Origin of the sequence: Streptomyces sp. NPDC051051, assembly GCF_040682975.1 — a bacterium.
In the GTDB taxonomy this organism is placed as follows: domain Bacteria; phylum Actinomycetota; class Actinomycetes; order Streptomycetales; family Streptomycetaceae; genus Streptomyces.
This window is the reverse complement of the sequence record NZ_JBFBCB010000087.1, coordinates 1-16505: the sequence shown is the minus strand read 5'-3', so window position 1 is coordinate 16505 and position 16505 is coordinate 1. Positions and strand designations below refer to the sequence as shown.

Below are 16505 nucleotides of genomic sequence, written 5' to 3'. Positions count from 1 at the left end.
CTGGATCAGCGACTACGGCTACGACGAGACCCTGCACGGTTTCGACAAGAGCGCCGCCAAGCTCGGCCCGTGGTGCGCGCGGCCCCCGCCGCTCAGGCAGGCGGGTCGGCTCAGTAGACCGGCTTGCTCGGCTCGATCTGGTTGACCCAGCCGATCACACCGCCGCCGACGTGGACGGCGTCCGCGAAGCCCGCGGACTTCAGCACCGCGAGGACTTCCGCACTGCGGACACCCGTCTTGCAGTGCAAGACGATCTTCCGGTCCTGGGGCAGGCCCTCGAGGGCGGTGCCGAGCAGGAACTCGTTCTTCGGGATCAGCTTGGCGCCCGGGATGGAGACGATCTCGAACTCGTTCGGCTCGCGGACGTCGATGATCTCGATGCTCTCGCCGTCGTCGATCCACTCCTTGAGCTGCTTGGGCGTGATCGTCGCGCCGGCGGCCGCCTGCTGGGCCTCCTCCGACACGACGCCGCAGAAGGCCTCGTAGTCGATGAGCTCCGTGACGGTCGGGTTCTCGCCGCAGACCGCGCAGTCGGGGTCCTTTCGGACCTTGACCTGCCGGTACTGCATCTCCAGGGCGTCGTAGATCATCAGACGGCCGACCAGCGGCTCACCAGTGCCGGTGAGGAGCTTGATCGCCTCGGTGACCTGGATGGAACCGATGGACGCGCAGAGCACGCCCAGCACGCCGCCCTCGGCGCAGGAGGGAACCATGCCGGGGGGCGGGGGCTCCGGGTAGAGGCAGCGGTAGCAGGGACCGTGCTCCGACCAGAAGACGGACGCCTGACCGTCGAAGCGGTAGATCGAGCCCCACACGTACGGCTTGTTCAGCAGTACGGCGGCGTCGTTGACCAGGTAGCGGGTGGCGAAGTTGTCCGTGCCGTCCACGATCAGGTCGTACTGGCTGAAGATGTCCATCACGTTGTCGGCCTCGAGCCGCTCCTCGTGCAGGACCACGTTCACGTACGGGTTGATGCCCAGGACGGAGTCGCGCGCGGACTCGGCCTTGGAGCGGCCGATGTCGGCCTGGCTGTGGATGATCTGGCGCTGGAGGTTCGACTCGTCGACCTCGTCGAACTCCACGATGCCGAGCGTGCCCACGCCCGCCGCGGCCAGGTACATCAGCGCCGGCGAGCCCAGGCCGCCGGCGCCGACACACAGCACCTTGGCGTTCTTCAGCCGCTTCTGCCCGTCCATCCCGACCTCGGGGATGATCAGGTGGCGGGAGTACCTGCGGACCTCGTCTACGGTGAGCTCGGCAGCCGGCTCGACCAGGGGTGGCAGCGACACGGGGACTCCGTTGGTCGGTCAATCACTATGGTTGTTCTCCCCGTAACACTGCCATGGCCTTCTTCATTCCGAGACACCTGTTCCGATCCGCGAGACGATTTCGTCCCAGTAGCCGGGCATGGCCTCCCACGGGTCGCACACGCCGTCGTGGTCGTGGCGGTCGGTGACCCAGATCGTGGCCGCTCCCTGCCAGCGGGCGATCCGCAGCGCCTCGTCGAGGTGGCCGCGGGGCACGCCGTGCACGAAGTGGCAGAACCGCTCGGGCGGGTAGTCGGCGGTCCACTCGGCCGCCTGCGACCAGCGGTAGTCGCTCCAGGGCCCGGAGAAGGTGACGAGCTGATCGGCGTTCTCCGCGTATCCGGGATGCGGATGGACGCCGTGCCCGAGGACGATGTGAGGCGCGTCACGGAGCGAGCGCAGGGTGCCGACGGCGCGGCGGATCACCGGGAGCTCGGCGCGTTCGGTCGGGCAGCGGTCCAGGAGGAAGCCGTCGACCTGGTACCAGTCGAGGTAGCGGTGGGCGTCGGCGATCACCTCGGCGAGAGCGCGGGCGCCGTGGACGGCGTCGAGGTGGCCGAGGACGCGGACGCCCGCGTTGCGGAGCCGGCCCGCGGCCTCCAGGCAGTGCGGGTCGGGACGGACACCGGGTCCGTGGGCGACGTTGAGGACGACCCAGTGCAGGGGCCTGCCGGGACGGGCGAGTTCACCCCACTCGGCCGGCGCGACGAGGGGGTGCGCGAAGCCGGGGACACCGAAGCCGGTGCGGACGTCGGTGCTCGCGGTGCCCGCCCGGGTGCCGGTCAGATACGACATGCCGCCTCCATCCAGATGTCGGCGAGGGATTCCTCGAGGTTGATCCGCGGCCGCCAGCCCAGCCGGTCGCGGGCAGTGCGGACATCGGCCTGCTGCCAGTTGCCGCACCCGTCGGGGTACGGGTACGCGACCGGAGCCGCGTGGTCGGAGTCGGGACGGGGGTGGCCGATGGCCGGCCTGAGGTGGCCGCCGGGCGGGCCGTCGAGTTCGTGGAGGGTGCCGCCGTATCCGGCCACGCGGGCGAGGACGGCGGCGGCGTCCCGGAGGCGGACGGCGCGGCCGGAGCCGATGTTGATCACGCCCTGGGCGGCGGACAGCGAGGCGGCGTGCACGGCGCGGGCGACGTCACGGACGTCGATGAAATCGCGCTGGGCGCCGAGTCCGCCGAGTTTCAGCTCACCGTCACCGGACTGCATGGCGCGGCGCATCGCCTCGGCAAGCCGGCCCAGCGGGGAGCCGGCGGGGGTGCCGGGCCCGGCCGGGGAGAAGACCCGCAGCACTACCGCGTCCAGACCGGAGCCCAGGACGAGCTCGGTGGCGGCGAGCTTGCTGACGCCGTACGGGCCGCCGGGGCGCGGCACGGCGTCCTCGGCGGTCGAGGACCCGGGCTGGCTGGGGCCGTATTCGGCGCCGCAGCCGATGTGGACGAGACGGGCGCCACAGCCGCTGCGGCGCAGCGCCTCGCAGACGGTGGCGACGGCGACGGTGTTGTGCCGGGTGAGTTCCCGGGCTCCGCCTCGGGTGGCTCCGGCACAGTTGACGACGACCTGGGGGTGGACCGCGTCGAGGAAGCGGGTGAGGGCGCCGGGACTGCCGCTCGCGAGGTCGAAGCGGACGTCGGCGTCGTCGCCGCGGCCGAGCGCGGTGAGCTGGACGGCCGGGTCGGCGAGCAGACGGTCGGCGACGAAGCGGCCGACGTAACCGTTGGCTCCGGTCAGCAGGACTCTCATCGCGCGGCCCCCGGGGTGTGCGTCGCGGCTGCTCCGGTGACCGCGCGGGCTCCTGCGACCGCGGGTGTCCCGGTGGCTCCGGTCGCTCCGGATCGGGAGGTGGTCATCTGGTCTCTCCTTAAGGGGATTGCATGAGTGGAGGAGCGCGTGCGTCGTGCGGTCCGTGCACGGTGGGGGTGGCGCGGCGCGCGGTGGTCGGGGGCGGGCGGACGGCTCCGGGTCAGCACGGCTGACCCGATGGCGCGTGGGCCGAGGCCCTGGTGAGGGTGCGGGTCGCGTGGATCAGCAGGACGAGGGCGGCCGTCCCGCAGGCGAGGACGGGGACTGCGGCGGGCCCCCAGGCGGCCACGAGGGTGTCGACGGGTACGGCCAGGAAGCCGCAGCCGGGCAGCCGGCCCGCGAAGAGCAGGGCCGGGGCGATCGCCTCGGCCGCACCGGCGGCCCTGAGGACGACCATCGGGGCTTGGGTGAAGCCGTGGACGGTGAGGAGGCGGGAGAGGAGGAGCAGCGCGCCCAGGGTGAGCGTGCTCGCGTAGGCGGCCGGTTCACCGAGGGCGGCCGCGCAGACGCCGGTGAGGACCGCGAGGGCGCACAGGAACAGGGCGAAGGCACCGAGCAGCAGCGGCCGTACGGAGGCGGCGAACTCGTCGAGGCCTCGGCTGCTGCCGAGCCGGTGCCGGACGCGCACGGCGAGGAGGTGCGCGCACCACGCGGCGGGCACGCAGGCCAGGGCGAGGGTCAGGAGCGGGGCTGTGGCGAGCGGCCAGGGCCCGTCGGCCGTTCCGGTGGGCAGGCCGTCGGGACCGCCGTCGGCCGCGACGCGCAGCAGGCCGTCACCGAGGGCCGCGTAGGCGAGGAGCCATCCGGTCCGGCCGCCGGTGCGGTGCCGGCCGGCCTGCGGGCCTCCGCGCGGGATCGACGGGCCCCGACCGTCGCGGCGGCTCAAGGGGCCCCGGCGAAGGGCGGCCCGCAGGGCGAGGGCCACCGCCAGGACGCCCGCGGTGACCACGAGGAGGCGGGTCCGACCGTGGGTGAGGCGAAGGCCGGCGACGGTCGCGGCGCCCAGGGCACCGGGCAGGAGGGTGAGCAGCGCCCAGTCCAGGCGGGCCCGTGGCGCCGGCGCGGGCTCCGGGCGCGGGTGCGAAGGCGTGTCGGCGTCCCTGGGGACGCGGGCGTACATCTCCTCCGCGAGGGAGAAGACGTCCCGGTGCCGGAACCGCGCGGCGGTGCGGTCGGTGACGCCGTGGGCCTCCAGTCCCGCCGCGATCTCCAGCGGATCGACCGCCCTTTCGCACAGGTCCCGGTGGCGGTGCATCAGCGCTTTCACCGGGTCCACGGCGGCGCCTCGTCGAGGGGCGACGGGGGGTGTCTCCGGACCGGGGTGTGCCGCGGTGGCCGGCGCGGGACGCCCGGCGCGGGTGGTCACCGCCGGCCCACCGGGGTCGGACGGCGCGTCGGCGTCCGCAGAGATGTCCTCGTTCACGAGCCACTCCTCTGACCGTTCGTCCCAGGCACCGGCGGGTGCCGGTGTCGCGGGGCGGTCGAGTTCGCCCAGGCCGCTCATCGGGCTCCCTCGGTCGCGGCGACGGGAGTGGTGGAGCGGGGCGCGGACGGGCCGTGCGTCGTGGCGGAACCGTGTGCCGCCGCCGTACCCGGCAGCGGCGGTCCCGCCGCCGAGCCGGGCGGGTTCCGGGGAGTGGCCCCTCCGGCGAGGCCGGTCCACCGGCCGGGCAGCCAGGCCTCGGCCGGGACCGCGAAGGGCCGGGGTTCCCCGGCCGCGTCGAGGACGACCCGGCGGACCGGGCTCCGGGAGACGATCTCCAGGTAGATGCCGTGGAACGCCTCGATGTTCTGCTCGACGGTGAACAGTTCGAGGGCACGGGCGCGGGCGGCCGCGCCCAGGCGTGCGCGGCGCCCGGGGTCGCGCAGCAGGTCCACGCACGCCTCCGCGAGCGCCCTCGGGTTGCGCGGCGGGACGACGAGTCCGGTGCCCCCGATGACCTCGACCACTGCGCCGACGTCCGTGGACACCGTTGCGCGCCCGCAGAACATCGCCTCGACGAGGCCGACCGGGAACCCCTCGACGACGCTGGACAGGATCACGACGGCACCCGCCGCGTACGCCTCGGCGAGCCCGGGGACCTCCGGTCCGCCGATCTCCTCGAAGGACACCGGGTTGTCGCCGACGGCGTGCGGTCCGGCGGCCTCGTCGGGGAAGATCTGCGCGGCGAGCATCCGGCAGTGGCCGAGGTAGGCCTCGCCCTCCGCTCCGGCCGCGCTGCCGAAGATCCGCAGCCTGGTCCCGGGCTCCTCCCGGTGGATCTCGGCGAAGGCGTGCAGCAGGGACACCAGGTCCTTGGCCGGTTCCACCCTGCCGACCCAGACCAGCGTGCGCGGGTCACCGGCGTCCGGGGATTCGCCGACCTCGGCGAAGCGGGAGGCGTCCATGCCCGGGGGGACCGTGCGGAGCTTGGCCCGGTCGGCACCGCAGCGCTCCTGCCAGCGGCGGGCGTGCGCGTTGCCGGGCGTGACACACGCCGCCTGCCGGTACACCTCGGCGGCGAGCCGCCCGTGGAAGGCCGCGAGCAGGGACCGTACGGCCGGGGCGGGCGGCGCCGGAGCGGCGGCCGAAGCCGGGGCGGCGCCGCCCGCACCCGCACCCGCACCCGCACCCGCACCCGCACCCAGATAGTGCGTCCGCAACCGGACCCCGTACTCCGTCACCAGCAGCGGCACGCCGAAGAAGTGACGGGCGAGCAGGCCCGGGAGTGCCGCCGCGCCCCCGGAAGCCGCGTGGCAGAGGTCGACCGAGCCGAGCCCGTCGTTGCCGTCGTCCTCGTACCAGTCGAGCGAGAGGGGGCGCAGGGCCCCTTCGAGGTGCGCGGCGACGGCGAGGAGATCGGGAACGCGCGCCTCACGCGCCGTGCCGAGCGCGCCGGGCGCACGACAGGCGCGCTCCAGGGCGCGTACGGCATGCTCCGAGCGGAGCGCGCCCACCAGGCCTCCCTCGTCGCGGGCGAGTTCCGCGAGCCCGTACAGCGCGTTGCCGAAACGGTCCGCCTGAGGTGCGGAACGGTCCTTCCCGGCATCGACGGGCACTCCCTCGCACAGCACGGACACCAACGCGCCGTAGTGCTCGGTGAAACGCCGGCGCGCACGCCGTCCGTGCACCACCCCGTCGTCCTCGGCGGTCCACAGCGGCGCGGTGCGCACGCGGGTGACCTGCGACGGCAGTGCGACCTGGCCCGCGGTCTCCTGACGCTCGGTGCGGCTGAGCGCGTAGACGTCGAACTCGTGCTGCCCGAGCCCGCGCACGAGCCGGTCGCACCAGAGCCCCGCATCACCGCTCACATACGGATAGCCACCCTCCGTAAGCAGTCCGATGCGCACGCGCACCCCCGATCTCCCGTTTGGGGAGCCGCCGTTGACCCGGCGGCTCGCAGCGGGACGAACGTATGCGGACAAGGCGGTGGCGCGACGGACGGTTGTCCGTCGCGCCACCAAAAGGGGTGAACGGTCGTAACTTTCCCGTGCGGGCGGCGTTCCGTCGCGCTAAGGGATCAAACGAGCGCGAAACGTTACGCCTCGAGGGGCGCGGGGCACTGCCCGGGGCGCCGCACGGTCGGCGCCCCGCCGTTCGTCAGTTGTTCGGGTAGGGCCAGGGGTTGGGCAGGCAGCGGATGCCGTCGTACTCCAGGAACTTCGTCTGCTGCTGCATGACCGGGGCGAGGTCCCCGTCCTTGTCGCAGGTGACATGGCCGTAGCCGAGCCGGTGGCCCACCTCGTGGTTGATCAGCATCTGGCGGTAGGCGTACATCTCGTCACCGTAGGTCGCGGACCCCTGCGCCCACCGGTAGGCGTTGATCATCACGCGTTCGGTGGCGGCCGAGTCGCAGGAGACGTTGTCCTCGGTGGTGTCCAGGCCGGATTTCGCGCACCAGTCGGCGGTGGTGTCGGGGCTGGCGAGCGTGATGACGAAGTCCGGCTCCCCCGAGTGGATCCGCTCGAAGGTCCGCGCGCCGCCGTGGGCCCAGCTGCGGTCGTCGTTGAGCGTCTTCTGCACGGCCTGCGCGAACAGTTCGGCGTCGAGCCCGAGCCCCTGCTCGACATCCACGCGGTAGGTGTACTTCTGGCCCTTGCCGGGCGCCTTGTCGATCCCGGGCACGGCGTCGAACTTCCCCGTCCCCGCGGACGTGGCCCCGAAGCGGTAGCGCGCGCTCATCATCTGGTCGTACGTCAGCGGCACCGCACTGGGTGACGCCGACGGGCTCGGCCGGTCGGCGCCGCGCGCGGCGGAGTCGCGGGCGTCACGGGCGGCCTTGTCGGTCGTGGTGTGCGACTGGACGGAGTCCTCGTCGCGCGTGTCGGTGACCTGTCCGGCGACCACGATGGCCAACACGGTGGTGACGGCGGCGGCCGCGATGCCGGTGAAGGCCCGGCCCTTGCCACCCTTGGTCGTTGGTTCGCCGGTGGGCGGTTCGCCGCCGGCCCCACCGCCCGTGGGAGCCGGACCGGGACTTCGGTCCCAGTCGGTGACGGAGACGTAGGCGTCGGTGGGGCGCGGGGCGACACACGTGTCCGTGGCGAGTGCCGTGGCCGTGGCGGCCGCCACGGGCGCGCGGCGCTGGAAGACGTCGTCGTCCTCGGTGAAGGCGTCGAGGTAGTCCTGGCGCGGGCCCGCCGCCGTATCGGACGCCCGCTGCCGGGACGCGGCCGCGGACTCGGGCCGCTGGCGGGGGATCAGCGGGCCGGATCCGCTCGCCGTGCGGCCCCGCAACTCGCCCCAGGCGCCCCCGGCCTCCCGCTGCTCGGGGTGCCCGCCGCGGACCTGCGGGGTGCCGTGGGCGGGGGTGCCGCCGGGGGCACGGCGAGCGCCCGGGAGGGGCAGGCCCTGGGCGGGGGTGCGGTCGGAAAGTCCGGGCACGCTCCGCGCGGGGGTGTCGTCGGGAAGCCGCGGCACACCGCGAGCCGGGGTGCCGTCGGGAAACCCGGACTTCGCCGAGGGCGCGTCGGCGGGCGGGGCCGCGCCCTGGGGGCGGGCGTCCCCCGCCTCGCCAGGCGCGGCTTCCCGGGGGGTACCGCCGGTGTCCTGCTGTGCTGTGCTCCTGGGCGCGGGCCCGCGCCGGCTGTGACGTCCCACGGCCCCCTCAGCTCCCCGTGCCCGCGGATCCGCCGGCCCGTCCGGTGAACGCCCCGGAGCCCGAGCCGGTTCCCGGGCCCGCCTCCGGCCCCGCCCCGGTGTCCGCCTCCGGCCCCGCCCCGGTGCCGGCGTCCGGTGCCGTCCCGTCGCCCCTGTCCTTCCCGGCCCGCGCCTTCGTGGCCGGTCCCGGATCCGCCGTCCGTTCCAACAGTTCACGGAACGCCGTGGCGACCGTCTCCGGGTACTCCATCATCGCCACGTGGCCCGCGTCCGGCAGGGTGAGCAGGCGGGAGTCGCGGAAGGCGCGTGCCGCCCGCTGGGCCATGCGGAAGCCGACGAGCCGGTCGCGGCCGCCGTAGACGAGGAGGGCCGGGGCGAGGACGCGTTCGGCCTGGCGCCACAGGCCGTGCTGGCCGCCCAGCGTGTAGGCGCTGACCAGCCCGCGGGCGGAGCGCGTCATCGCGTCCCAGAAGTACGGCAGCCGCAGCCGCCGCTCGAGTTCCTCCACGGCGTGGCCGAACGCCTCCGGGGTGACCTGCCCGGGATCGCCGTAGCACAGGGCCATGACGCCGCGGACCCGCTGTTCGGCCGTCCAGTCCCGGGTGAACCGGGTGAACAGCGCGGCCACACCGGGCATGCCGAGCAGTCCGGTGGGCACCGCCGTGCGCTGGACGCGCAGTTCCGGGAGAGCCGGTGAGACGAGGGTCAGGGTCCGGACGAGGTCGGGGCGGACCGCCGCGATCCGCGTGGACACGGCGCCGCCCAGCGAGTTGCCGAAGAGGTGGACGGGTCCGCGGCCGGACGCGTCGAGGTGACGGATCACGGCACGCGCGTGTGCCGTGATGGAGTAGTCGCCGTCGTCCGGCGGCGGGGAGTCCCCGAAGCCGGGCAGGTCGACGGCCTCGCTCTCGACGACGCCGTCGAGCTGCGCCATCAGCGCGGACCAGTTCTGCGAGGAGCCGCCGAGGCCGTGGACGTACAGCGCGGGATGCAGTCCCGCACGCGCGGCCGGCCTGGAGCGGACCGTCAGGGTGATGCCGGGGAGGCGGACCGACCGCAGCCTCTCGCCCTCGGCGACCCGGACCGACGCGGCCTTCGGCAGCACGCTGGTGGGCGGCACGGACGGCAGCTCTGTCGAAGACATGCCGCAATGTTACGAGACGATCACACGCGGACCCGTGTGTTCGGCGTCACAAGAGGCCGATCGCGCGTCGCGCAGATGGCGGCGCGATTCCCGGGCACATCGCATAGCGTCCGAAATGGGTGTCTCCTAGGCTCGTACAGAGGGCACCCGCGTGTGACCCCTGCATTTTCAGGGATGTTCGTAGGAAGGGAGCCCGTCATGGCCATCGACCCCACCGATCCGGAGACGTTCGCGGACCAGGAGGACGCCGCCGCGGAGATCGACGTCGAGGCGCCGGAGAACGACGCCGCCGAACAGCAGGCCGATGTCGCCCCGAAGAGCGACGACCCGCTGGACGAGGTGGATCCGAGCCGGGCCAACGAGGCGGACGTCATCGAACAGGCGCGTGTCGTCTCGCAGGACGAGGACGACTACCGCTGAGCAGACCCGGGGCCACTCCCCGGGACGCCGAGGACCGCCGTGCGTCCGGCCGGAGCGGAGCGCGATTCTGCCCGCTACGCCCCGCTACGAAACCTTACCTACGGCTTTTGCCATCGTCCGGTCCGTGAAATTCTGCGCTCGCACCGCGCACACCACGGTTACCGAAAAGTACGATGGCGGCGCGGCGGCACACCGCAAGAGGGACGACATTGGGAGGCGGCGTGACAGCCATCGAGCAGACCGAGGCGGCGCGCCCGCGAGGCACGCGCCTGCCGCGCCGTGCCCGACGGAACCAACTGCTGGGCGCCGCCCAGGAAGTCTTCGTCGCACAGGGCTACCACGCGGCGGCGATGGACGACATCGCGGAACGCGCCGGCGTCAGCAAGCCGGTGCTCTACCAGCACTTCCCGGGCAAGCTCGACCTGTACCTGGCGCTGCTGGACCAGCACTGCGAGTCGCTCATCCAGGCCGTGCGCAGCGCGCTCGCCTCGACCACCGACAACAAGCAGCGCGTCCGCGCGACGATGGACGCGTACTTCGCGTACGTCGAGGACGACGGCGGCGCCTTCCGCCTGGTCTTCGAGTCGGACCTGACGAACGAGCCCGCCGTGCGCGAGCGCGTCGACAAGGTCACCAACGAGTGCGCCGAGGCGATCTGCGAGGTGATCGCCGAGGACACCGGCCTCTCGCGCGCGGAGTCGATGCTGCTGGCCTCCGGCCTCGGCGGTCTCGCGCAGGTGGTGGCGCGTTCCTGGCTGCACAGCGACCGCAGCGTCCCGCGTGACCAGGCGGTGCAGTTGCTGGCCTCCCTCGCCTGGCGGGGCATCGCAGGATTCCCGCTGCACGGCATCGAACAGCACTGAGGGACACCGCCCCGGCAGTTTGTTCCCGTTCGCTGTTCGCTCCTGGCGTGGACGGCCGCGCCGTGCACGTCCCCTCACCGGGCTAATGTGTGCAGCGTACGGCGCGGACGCCCGCGCACCTCGTGATCGTCGGAGGGACTTAGCCGTGGAGGTCAAGATCGGCGTGCAGCACGCGCCCCGCGAGATCGTTCTGGAGAGCGGTCAGACTCCCGAGGAGGTCGAGCGCGTGGTGGCCGACGCCCTGGCAGGGAAGTCGCAGCTGCTCAGCCTCACGGACCAGCACGGCCGCAAGGTCCTGGTTCCGGCCGACCGCCTGGCCTACGTGGAGCTGGGCGAGCCGGCCCCGCGCAAGGTGGGTTTCGGCGCGCTGTAGGCCACGCTCGACGGAAGGGGCCCGGCGGCCGTTCGGCTGCCGGGCCCCTTCCGCGTCCCGCCACGCCGGCACGCGGATCAGCCCGCGCACCGGCCGGATCGGCTCACACCGCGACGCACATCGGCTCCCGCACCGCGCCCGCCACGGACGGAGCACGGCCCGACCGCACAGGAGGATTGCATTCCGCAGGTCACGGGTAGGACGGGCTACGACCTTGATGCACGGCCCGACCGCCTGGAGGGACCCCGGATGATCTTGGAAGCGCTCGTCTCCGCTGTGCTCGGTCTCGTGCTCGCGTGGGCGGCGGTCCACCGTCTGTCCCACCGGCTCCCCGCCCGCACCCTGGTGCTGGCGACGGGCGTCGCCGGAGCCCTGTTCGGCGACTTCGTCACCCACAGCGCGCTGGGCCCCGGCTCCGCGGTCGTGGCCCTCCTCGGCGCGGCGGTCGTCTCCACCGCCTCCCTCTCGCTGCTCCTGCGCCCGGCGGCCGGACTCCGCCGCCGGTCAGCCACCGCGTAGCCGCATCGGCCCCGCGGGAACCGAGCCGGCAAGGGGCGCGGGGAACCGCGTGACCAGCCGCGCAGGGCCCGCGGCGCCCGGCAGGCCCGCGGAAACCTCCCCGGAGCGCTGCCGGGCCCCCGCGGAGCGCTAGGCGGCCAGGCCCAGCGCAGCCATCCGCTTCGTGTGCGCCTCGGTGATCCGCGAGAACATCCGCCCCACCTCCGCGAGGTCGAACCCGTCCGCGACACCGCCCACGAGCATCGTCGACAGCGCGTCGCGGTCGGCCACCACCCGCTGCGACTGCGACAGGGCCTCGCCCATCAGCCGCCGCGCCCACAGCGCGAGCCGCCCGCCCACGCGCGGGTCCGCGTCGATCGCCGCGCGCACCCGGTCGACGGCGAAGCCGGCGTGACCGGTGTCGTCGAGCACGGCCAGCACCAGGGCTCGGGTGTCGGTGTCCAGACGGGCCGCGACCTCGCGGTAGAAGTCGCTGGCGATCGAGTCGCCGACGTAGGCCTTGACGAGGCCCTCCAGCCAGTCCGACGGGGCGGTCTGCTTGTGGAAGCCGTCGAGCGCGGCGACGAACGGCTCCATCGCGCGCGTCGGCTCCTCGCCGACCTCCGTGAGCCGGTCGCGCAGCCGCTCGAAGTGGTGGAACTCGGCCGACGCCATCTTCGCCAGTTCCGCCTTGTCCTCCAGCGTGGGCGCCAGTTTGGCGTCCTCGGCGAGCCGCTCGAACGCCGCGAGCTCGCCGTACGCGAGCGCGCCGAGCAGGTCCACGACCGCGGCCCGGTACTGCGGATCGGCGGAGGCCTTCGCCCAGTCCTGGGCGGCGATACCGGTGGCGGCGTTCTCAGGCTTGTCAGAGCTCGTCATGGAGCGCACAATAGCCCGCCCGCCGCGAGAGGGAAGTCCCTGGTCAGTCAGTGTGACAACGACGACGCGAAGGACCCTGTCCGACGGTGTGACAACCACAACGTGACCGAATCGGCCATCGCATGTGCGCGAATTCGGGGTATGGTGGTAATGCGCCTGCCGAGTATTCGACGGGCCGCACGTATGAGGATGCCCGGTCGGTGGCCCGATCGGCTCCGACCCGACAGCCCTCCCTGGCCGTACGGCACATCGCGTACGACGACCGGAGGGACCCCTCAGCGGTACGAACGCTAGAGCGTCGGCAGAGGTCCCGTGTCTTGCCGGCTTCGCCCACAGGGCGGCCGACGTCCCCGGCGCGGTCCGCCACGACCCCCGCGCTCGCCTCGCACCGCGCACACAGAAGAGGCAGCACCCTGACTACCACGTTCCGAGAGCTCGGGATCCTTCCCGAGACCGCCGAAGCCCTCGAGGCCGTCGGCATCATCACGGCCTTCCCCATCCAGGAAATGACGCTCCCGGTCGCCCTCACGGGCACGGACGTCATCGGACAGGCCAAGACCGGCACCGGCAAGACGCTCGGCTTCGGCCTTCCCCTGTTGGAGCGCGTCACCGTCCCCGCCGACGTCGAGGCCGGGCGCGCCCGGCCCGAGGACCTGACCGACGCCCCGCAGGCGCTCGTCGTCGTCCCCACCCGCGAGCTGTGCACGCAGGTCACCAACGACCTGCTCACCGCGGGCAAGGTGCGCAATGTGCGCGTCCTCGCCATCTACGGCGGCCGCGCCTACGAGCCCCAGGTCGAGGCCCTGCAGAAGGGCGTCGACGTGGTCGTCGGCACCCCGGGCCGGCTGCTGGACCTCGCGGGCCAGAAGAAGCTCGACCTGAAGCACATCCGCTCGCTCGTCCTCGACGAGGCCGACGAGATGCTCGACCTGGGCTTCCTGCCCGACGTCGAGAAGATCATCAACATGCTTCCGGCGAAGCGTCAGACCATGCTGTTCTCGGCGACCATGCCGGGCGCGGTCATCGGCCTCGCCCGCCGCTACATGTCGCAGCCCACGCACATCAACGCCACGTCGCCGGACGACGCGGGCGCGACCGTCGCGAACACCAGGCAGCACGTGTACCGCGCGCACAACATGGACAAGCCCGAGATGGTCTCGCGCATCCTCCAGGCCGAGGGCCGTGGTCTCGCCATGGTCTTCTGCCGCACCAAGCGCACCGCCGCCGACCTCGCCGACCAGCTCAAGCAGCGGGGCTTCGCCTCCGGCGCGGTCCACGGCGACCTCGGCCAGGGCGCTCGCGAGCAGGCGCTGCGCGCCTTCCGCAACGGCAAGGTCGACGTCCTCGTCTGCACCGACGTCGCCGCCCGCGGCATCGACGTCGAGGGCGTCACCCACGTCATCAACTACCAGTCCCCCGAGGACGAGAAGACGTACCTGCACCGCATCGGCCGCACCGGCCGCGCGGGCGCCAAGGGCATCGCCGTCACCCTCGTCGACTGGGACGACATCCCGCGCTGGCAGCTGATCAACAAGGCGCTGGACCTGGGCTTCCCGGACCCGCCGGAGACGTACTCCACGTCCCCGCACTTCTTCGAGGACCTCGACATCCCGGCCGGCACCAAGGGTGTCCTGCCGCGTTCGGAGCGCACGCGCGCCGGACTCGACGCGGAGGAGATGGAGGACCTCGGCGAGCCGGGCGGCCGTGGTGGACGCGGCCGTAACGACCGGGGTGACCGCCGCGGCGGCGGCCGTGGCGAGTCCCGCTCCGCCGAGCGCGAGCGTCCCACCCGTACGCCTCGCAGTCGCCGCCGCACGCGCAACGGCGAGCCCCTCGACGCGTCGGCCCCCGCCGTCGCCGCGGCGCCCGAGCAGACGCCCGTCGCGGAGGAGGCGACCACGTCGCGCACGCCGCGCCGTCGGCGCCGTACGCGTGGCGCGGTGGCGCAGGAGGTCGCCACGGCGGCGCCGATGACGCCCGTCGACGCCCCCGAGGCCGCGCAAGCGGCGGTGACGTCCGCGGAGGGCCCGGCCCTCGACGCCCCGGAGGCCGCCAAGCCACGCCGCCGCCGCACCCGCCGGAACGCGGACGCGCCGGCTGACGTGACGGGGACGGCGGTCGAGACCGCGGCCGGGACCGTGGTGGAGATCCCCGCCCAGGCGCCGGCCGCGGCCCCCGAGGCCGAAGCCGCCGTCGACACGGCGGAGGCGACGGAGGCCAAGCCGCGCCGTCGCACCCGCAAGGCGACGGCCCCGGCGGATTCCGCGGTCGACACCGCGGAAAGCGCCGCGGTGGCCACCGAGGCGAAGCCGCGCCGCACGCGCAAGACGGCCACCGCCGCACCGGCCGCCGACGACGCCGAGGCCAAGCCCCGCCGCACCCGCAAGGCCGCCCAGCCTGAGACGACGGCCACCGTCGCCGACATTCCGGCCCAGGCCGCGCAGGAGCCGGAGCCCAAACCCCGCCGCACCCGCAAGACCACCGCCACGGCACCGGCCGCCGAGGCCGCCGTCGACACCGCCGAGGGCGCGGAGCCCAAGCCGCGCCGTACCCGCAAGACGGCGGCGTCGGCTGCGGAATCCGCGGTCGACACGGCCGAGGGCGCGGAGGCCAAGCCGCGCCGCACGCGCAAGACGGCCACCGCCGCCGCACCGGAGGCCGCCGTCGACACGGCCGAGGCGAAGCCGCGCCGGACCCGCAAGACGGCCGCGCCGGCCGAGGCCGCCGTCGACACCGCCGAGACCACGGAGGCCAAGCCGCGCCGCACGCGCAAGACGGCCACCGCCGCACCGGCCGCCGACGACGCCGAGGCCAAGCCCCGCCGCACCCGCAAGGCCGCCCAGCCTGAGACGACGGCCACCGTCGCCGACATTCCGGCCCAGGCCGCGCAGGAGCCGGAGCCCAAGCCCCGCCGCACCCGCAAGACCACCGCCACGGTGGCCGAAGCCGGTGCCGCCGACGAGGCGAAGCCGAAGACCCGGCGTACGCGCAAGGCGACGGCCGCCGCGGAGTCCGCGGAGAGCTGATCGCCCGCAAGGGCACCGTCCGACGGCCCGGTCTCTCCCTGGTGGGGCGGCCGGGCCGTCGGCGTTCCCGGCACCGGGCAGCGTGCGCCGACCTGCCCCCCCTCCGCAGCCGTCCCGTCGGTGTGGCCCGGTAACCTCGGTGTGTGACCGCCCCGACCGCCTTCACCCCGCCCGTCGGCGCTCGCGCGTACCCGTTGCGCACCGCGCGCGGCGAGTTCGCCGTCGTCGACTCGCCCGTGGCCGACGGTGTGGTGCCGCGGGGCGTCGCGCTGCTGCTGCCCGGGTTCACCGGGAGCAAGGAGGACTTCCACCTGCTGCACGAGCCGCTCGCGGCGCGCGGGTACCGCACGGTCGCCGTGGACGGGCGCGGACAGAACGAGAGCGACGGGCCCGCGTTCGACGAAGCACCGTACGCGCAGGAGGAGTTGGCGCGGGACGTACTCGCGCAGGCGGCCGCGCTCGGCACCCCCGTGCATCTGGCCGGTCACTCGCTGGGCGGTCAGATCGCCCGGGCGGCCGTACTGCTCGACCACTCCCCCTTCGCCTCGTTCACGCTGGTCTCGTCGGGCCCGGCGCAGATCTCCGATGCGCAGCGGCAGCGCGTGCGGCTGCTGCACGACGCGCTCGCGCTGATGACGATGCCGGAGGTGTGGGAGGCGATCCTGGCGATGGGTCCGCCGGAGGAAGTCGGCGGCCCGGCCCGCGGGTTCGGCGAACTGCCGCTGCTGCGGCAGCGCTGGACGAACCACAAGCCCGCCCAACTCCTGGCCACCGGACGCCAGTTGCTCATCGAGCCGAACCGCGTCGCGGAACTCGCCGCCGTGCCCCTGCCCTCCCATGTGCTGTCGGGGGCACGCGACGACACCTGGCCGGTGACCGTCCTGGACGACATGGCGATGGACCTGGGCGCGCACCGGACGGTCGTCGCGGGAGCCGAGCACTCCCCCAACCTGGACCAGCCCTTGCCGACGGCCCACGCGCTCGCCGACTTCTGGGACAAGGTCCGCCCCGACGGGGACTAGTGGTGCTTCGTTACGTCGGGTGATCTCGCCTGGTGGTGGGCGTCTTCTCTGGTATGAGGCTGGGGGAAGTGGAACGGCTCCGGGGTGA

At 73.8% G+C, this 16505-nt stretch carries 14 protein-coding genes; 6 read left to right on the top strand and 8 right to left on the bottom strand.

Annotated features, from left to right (window positions below; all coding sequences use genetic code 11):
* Positions 1 to 110 precede the first annotated feature (110 nt).
* The 7 genes from moeZ to AB0N31_RS34795 all read right to left on the bottom strand — a co-directional run bounded on the left by moeZ (position 111) and on the right by AB0N31_RS34795 (position 9336).
* Positions 111 to 1289, bottom strand: a complete 1179-nt coding sequence (moeZ, locus tag AB0N31_RS34825) for an adenylyltransferase/sulfurtransferase MoeZ (protein WP_366062529.1) — start codon at positions 1287 to 1289, stop codon at positions 111 to 113.
* A 63-nt stretch (positions 1290 to 1352) separates the two neighbouring features.
* Positions 1353 to 2102: a spherulation-specific family 4 protein gene (locus AB0N31_RS34820; protein ID WP_366062528.1), complete on the bottom strand. Its 750-nt coding sequence runs from the start codon at positions 2100 to 2102 to the stop codon at positions 1353 to 1355.
* The gene (locus AB0N31_RS34815) at positions 2090 to 3052 is read right to left on the bottom strand and encodes an NAD-dependent epimerase/dehydratase family protein (RefSeq protein ID WP_366062527.1); all 963 of its coding nucleotides are present in this window, start codon (positions 3050 to 3052) and stop codon (positions 2090 to 2092) included. The genes AB0N31_RS34820 and AB0N31_RS34815 overlap by 13 nt, the downstream gene beginning before the upstream one ends.
* A gap of 220 nt (positions 3053 to 3272) precedes the next feature.
* Entirely contained in the window at positions 3273 to 4616 is a 1344-nt protein-coding gene (locus AB0N31_RS34810; protein WP_366062526.1) for a hypothetical protein, read from the bottom strand.
* A complete protein-coding gene (locus AB0N31_RS34805; RefSeq protein WP_366062531.1) occupies positions 4613 to 6442 on the bottom strand; it encodes a DUF3492 domain-containing protein in 1830 nt (609 codons plus the stop codon). The genes AB0N31_RS34810 and AB0N31_RS34805 overlap by 4 nt, the downstream gene beginning before the upstream one ends.
* Positions 6443 to 6692: 250 nt before the next feature.
* Positions 6693 to 8192, bottom strand: coding sequence for a DUF3152 domain-containing protein (locus AB0N31_RS34800; RefSeq protein ID WP_366062525.1), 1500 nt, complete (start codon positions 8190 to 8192; stop codon positions 6693 to 6695).
* 7 nt (positions 8193 to 8199) lie between these two features.
* Positions 8200 to 9336: an alpha/beta hydrolase gene (locus tag AB0N31_RS34795; RefSeq protein WP_366062524.1), complete on the bottom strand. Its 1137-nt coding sequence runs from the start codon at positions 9334 to 9336 to the stop codon at positions 8200 to 8202.
* A gap of 198 nt (positions 9337 to 9534) precedes the next feature.
* Between AB0N31_RS34795 and AB0N31_RS34790 the strand changes: the two genes are divergently transcribed.
* The 4 genes from AB0N31_RS34790 to AB0N31_RS34775 all read left to right on the top strand — a co-directional run bounded on the left by AB0N31_RS34790 (position 9535) and on the right by AB0N31_RS34775 (position 11511).
* Positions 9535 to 9756, top strand: coding sequence for a hypothetical protein (locus AB0N31_RS34790; RefSeq protein WP_366062523.1), 222 nt, complete (start codon positions 9535 to 9537; stop codon positions 9754 to 9756).
* A gap of 221 nt (positions 9757 to 9977) precedes the next feature.
* On the top strand, positions 9978 to 10619 hold the full coding sequence (locus AB0N31_RS34785) for a TetR/AcrR family transcriptional regulator (protein ID WP_366062522.1): 642 nt from the start codon (positions 9978 to 9980) through the stop codon (positions 10617 to 10619).
* 145 nt (positions 10620 to 10764) lie between these two features.
* On the top strand, positions 10765 to 10992 hold the full coding sequence (locus tag AB0N31_RS34780; protein WP_073493074.1) for a DUF3107 domain-containing protein: 228 nt from the start codon (positions 10765 to 10767) through the stop codon (positions 10990 to 10992).
* Positions 10993 to 11241: 249 nt separating this feature from the next.
* A complete protein-coding gene (locus AB0N31_RS34775) occupies positions 11242 to 11511 on the top strand; it encodes a hypothetical protein (protein ID WP_366062521.1) in 270 nt (89 codons plus the stop codon).
* A 129-nt stretch (positions 11512 to 11640) separates the two neighbouring features.
* Here AB0N31_RS34775 and AB0N31_RS34770 read toward each other — a convergent pair whose 3' ends face one another.
* The gene (locus AB0N31_RS34770; RefSeq protein WP_363092496.1) at positions 11641 to 12369 is read right to left on the bottom strand and encodes a ferritin-like fold-containing protein; all 729 of its coding nucleotides are present in this window, start codon (positions 12367 to 12369) and stop codon (positions 11641 to 11643) included.
* A gap of 506 nt (positions 12370 to 12875) precedes the next feature.
* Between AB0N31_RS34770 and AB0N31_RS34765 the strand changes: the two genes are divergently transcribed.
* Positions 12876 to 15395, top strand: coding sequence for a DEAD/DEAH box helicase (locus tag AB0N31_RS34765; RefSeq protein ID WP_366062520.1), 2520 nt, complete (start codon positions 12876 to 12878; stop codon positions 15393 to 15395).
* Positions 15396 to 15538: 143 nt separating this feature from the next.
* Positions 15539 to 16417, top strand: coding sequence for an alpha/beta fold hydrolase (locus AB0N31_RS34760; protein WP_366062519.1), 879 nt, complete (start codon positions 15539 to 15541; stop codon positions 16415 to 16417).
* The last annotated feature ends 88 nt before the right edge of the window (positions 16418 to 16505 follow it).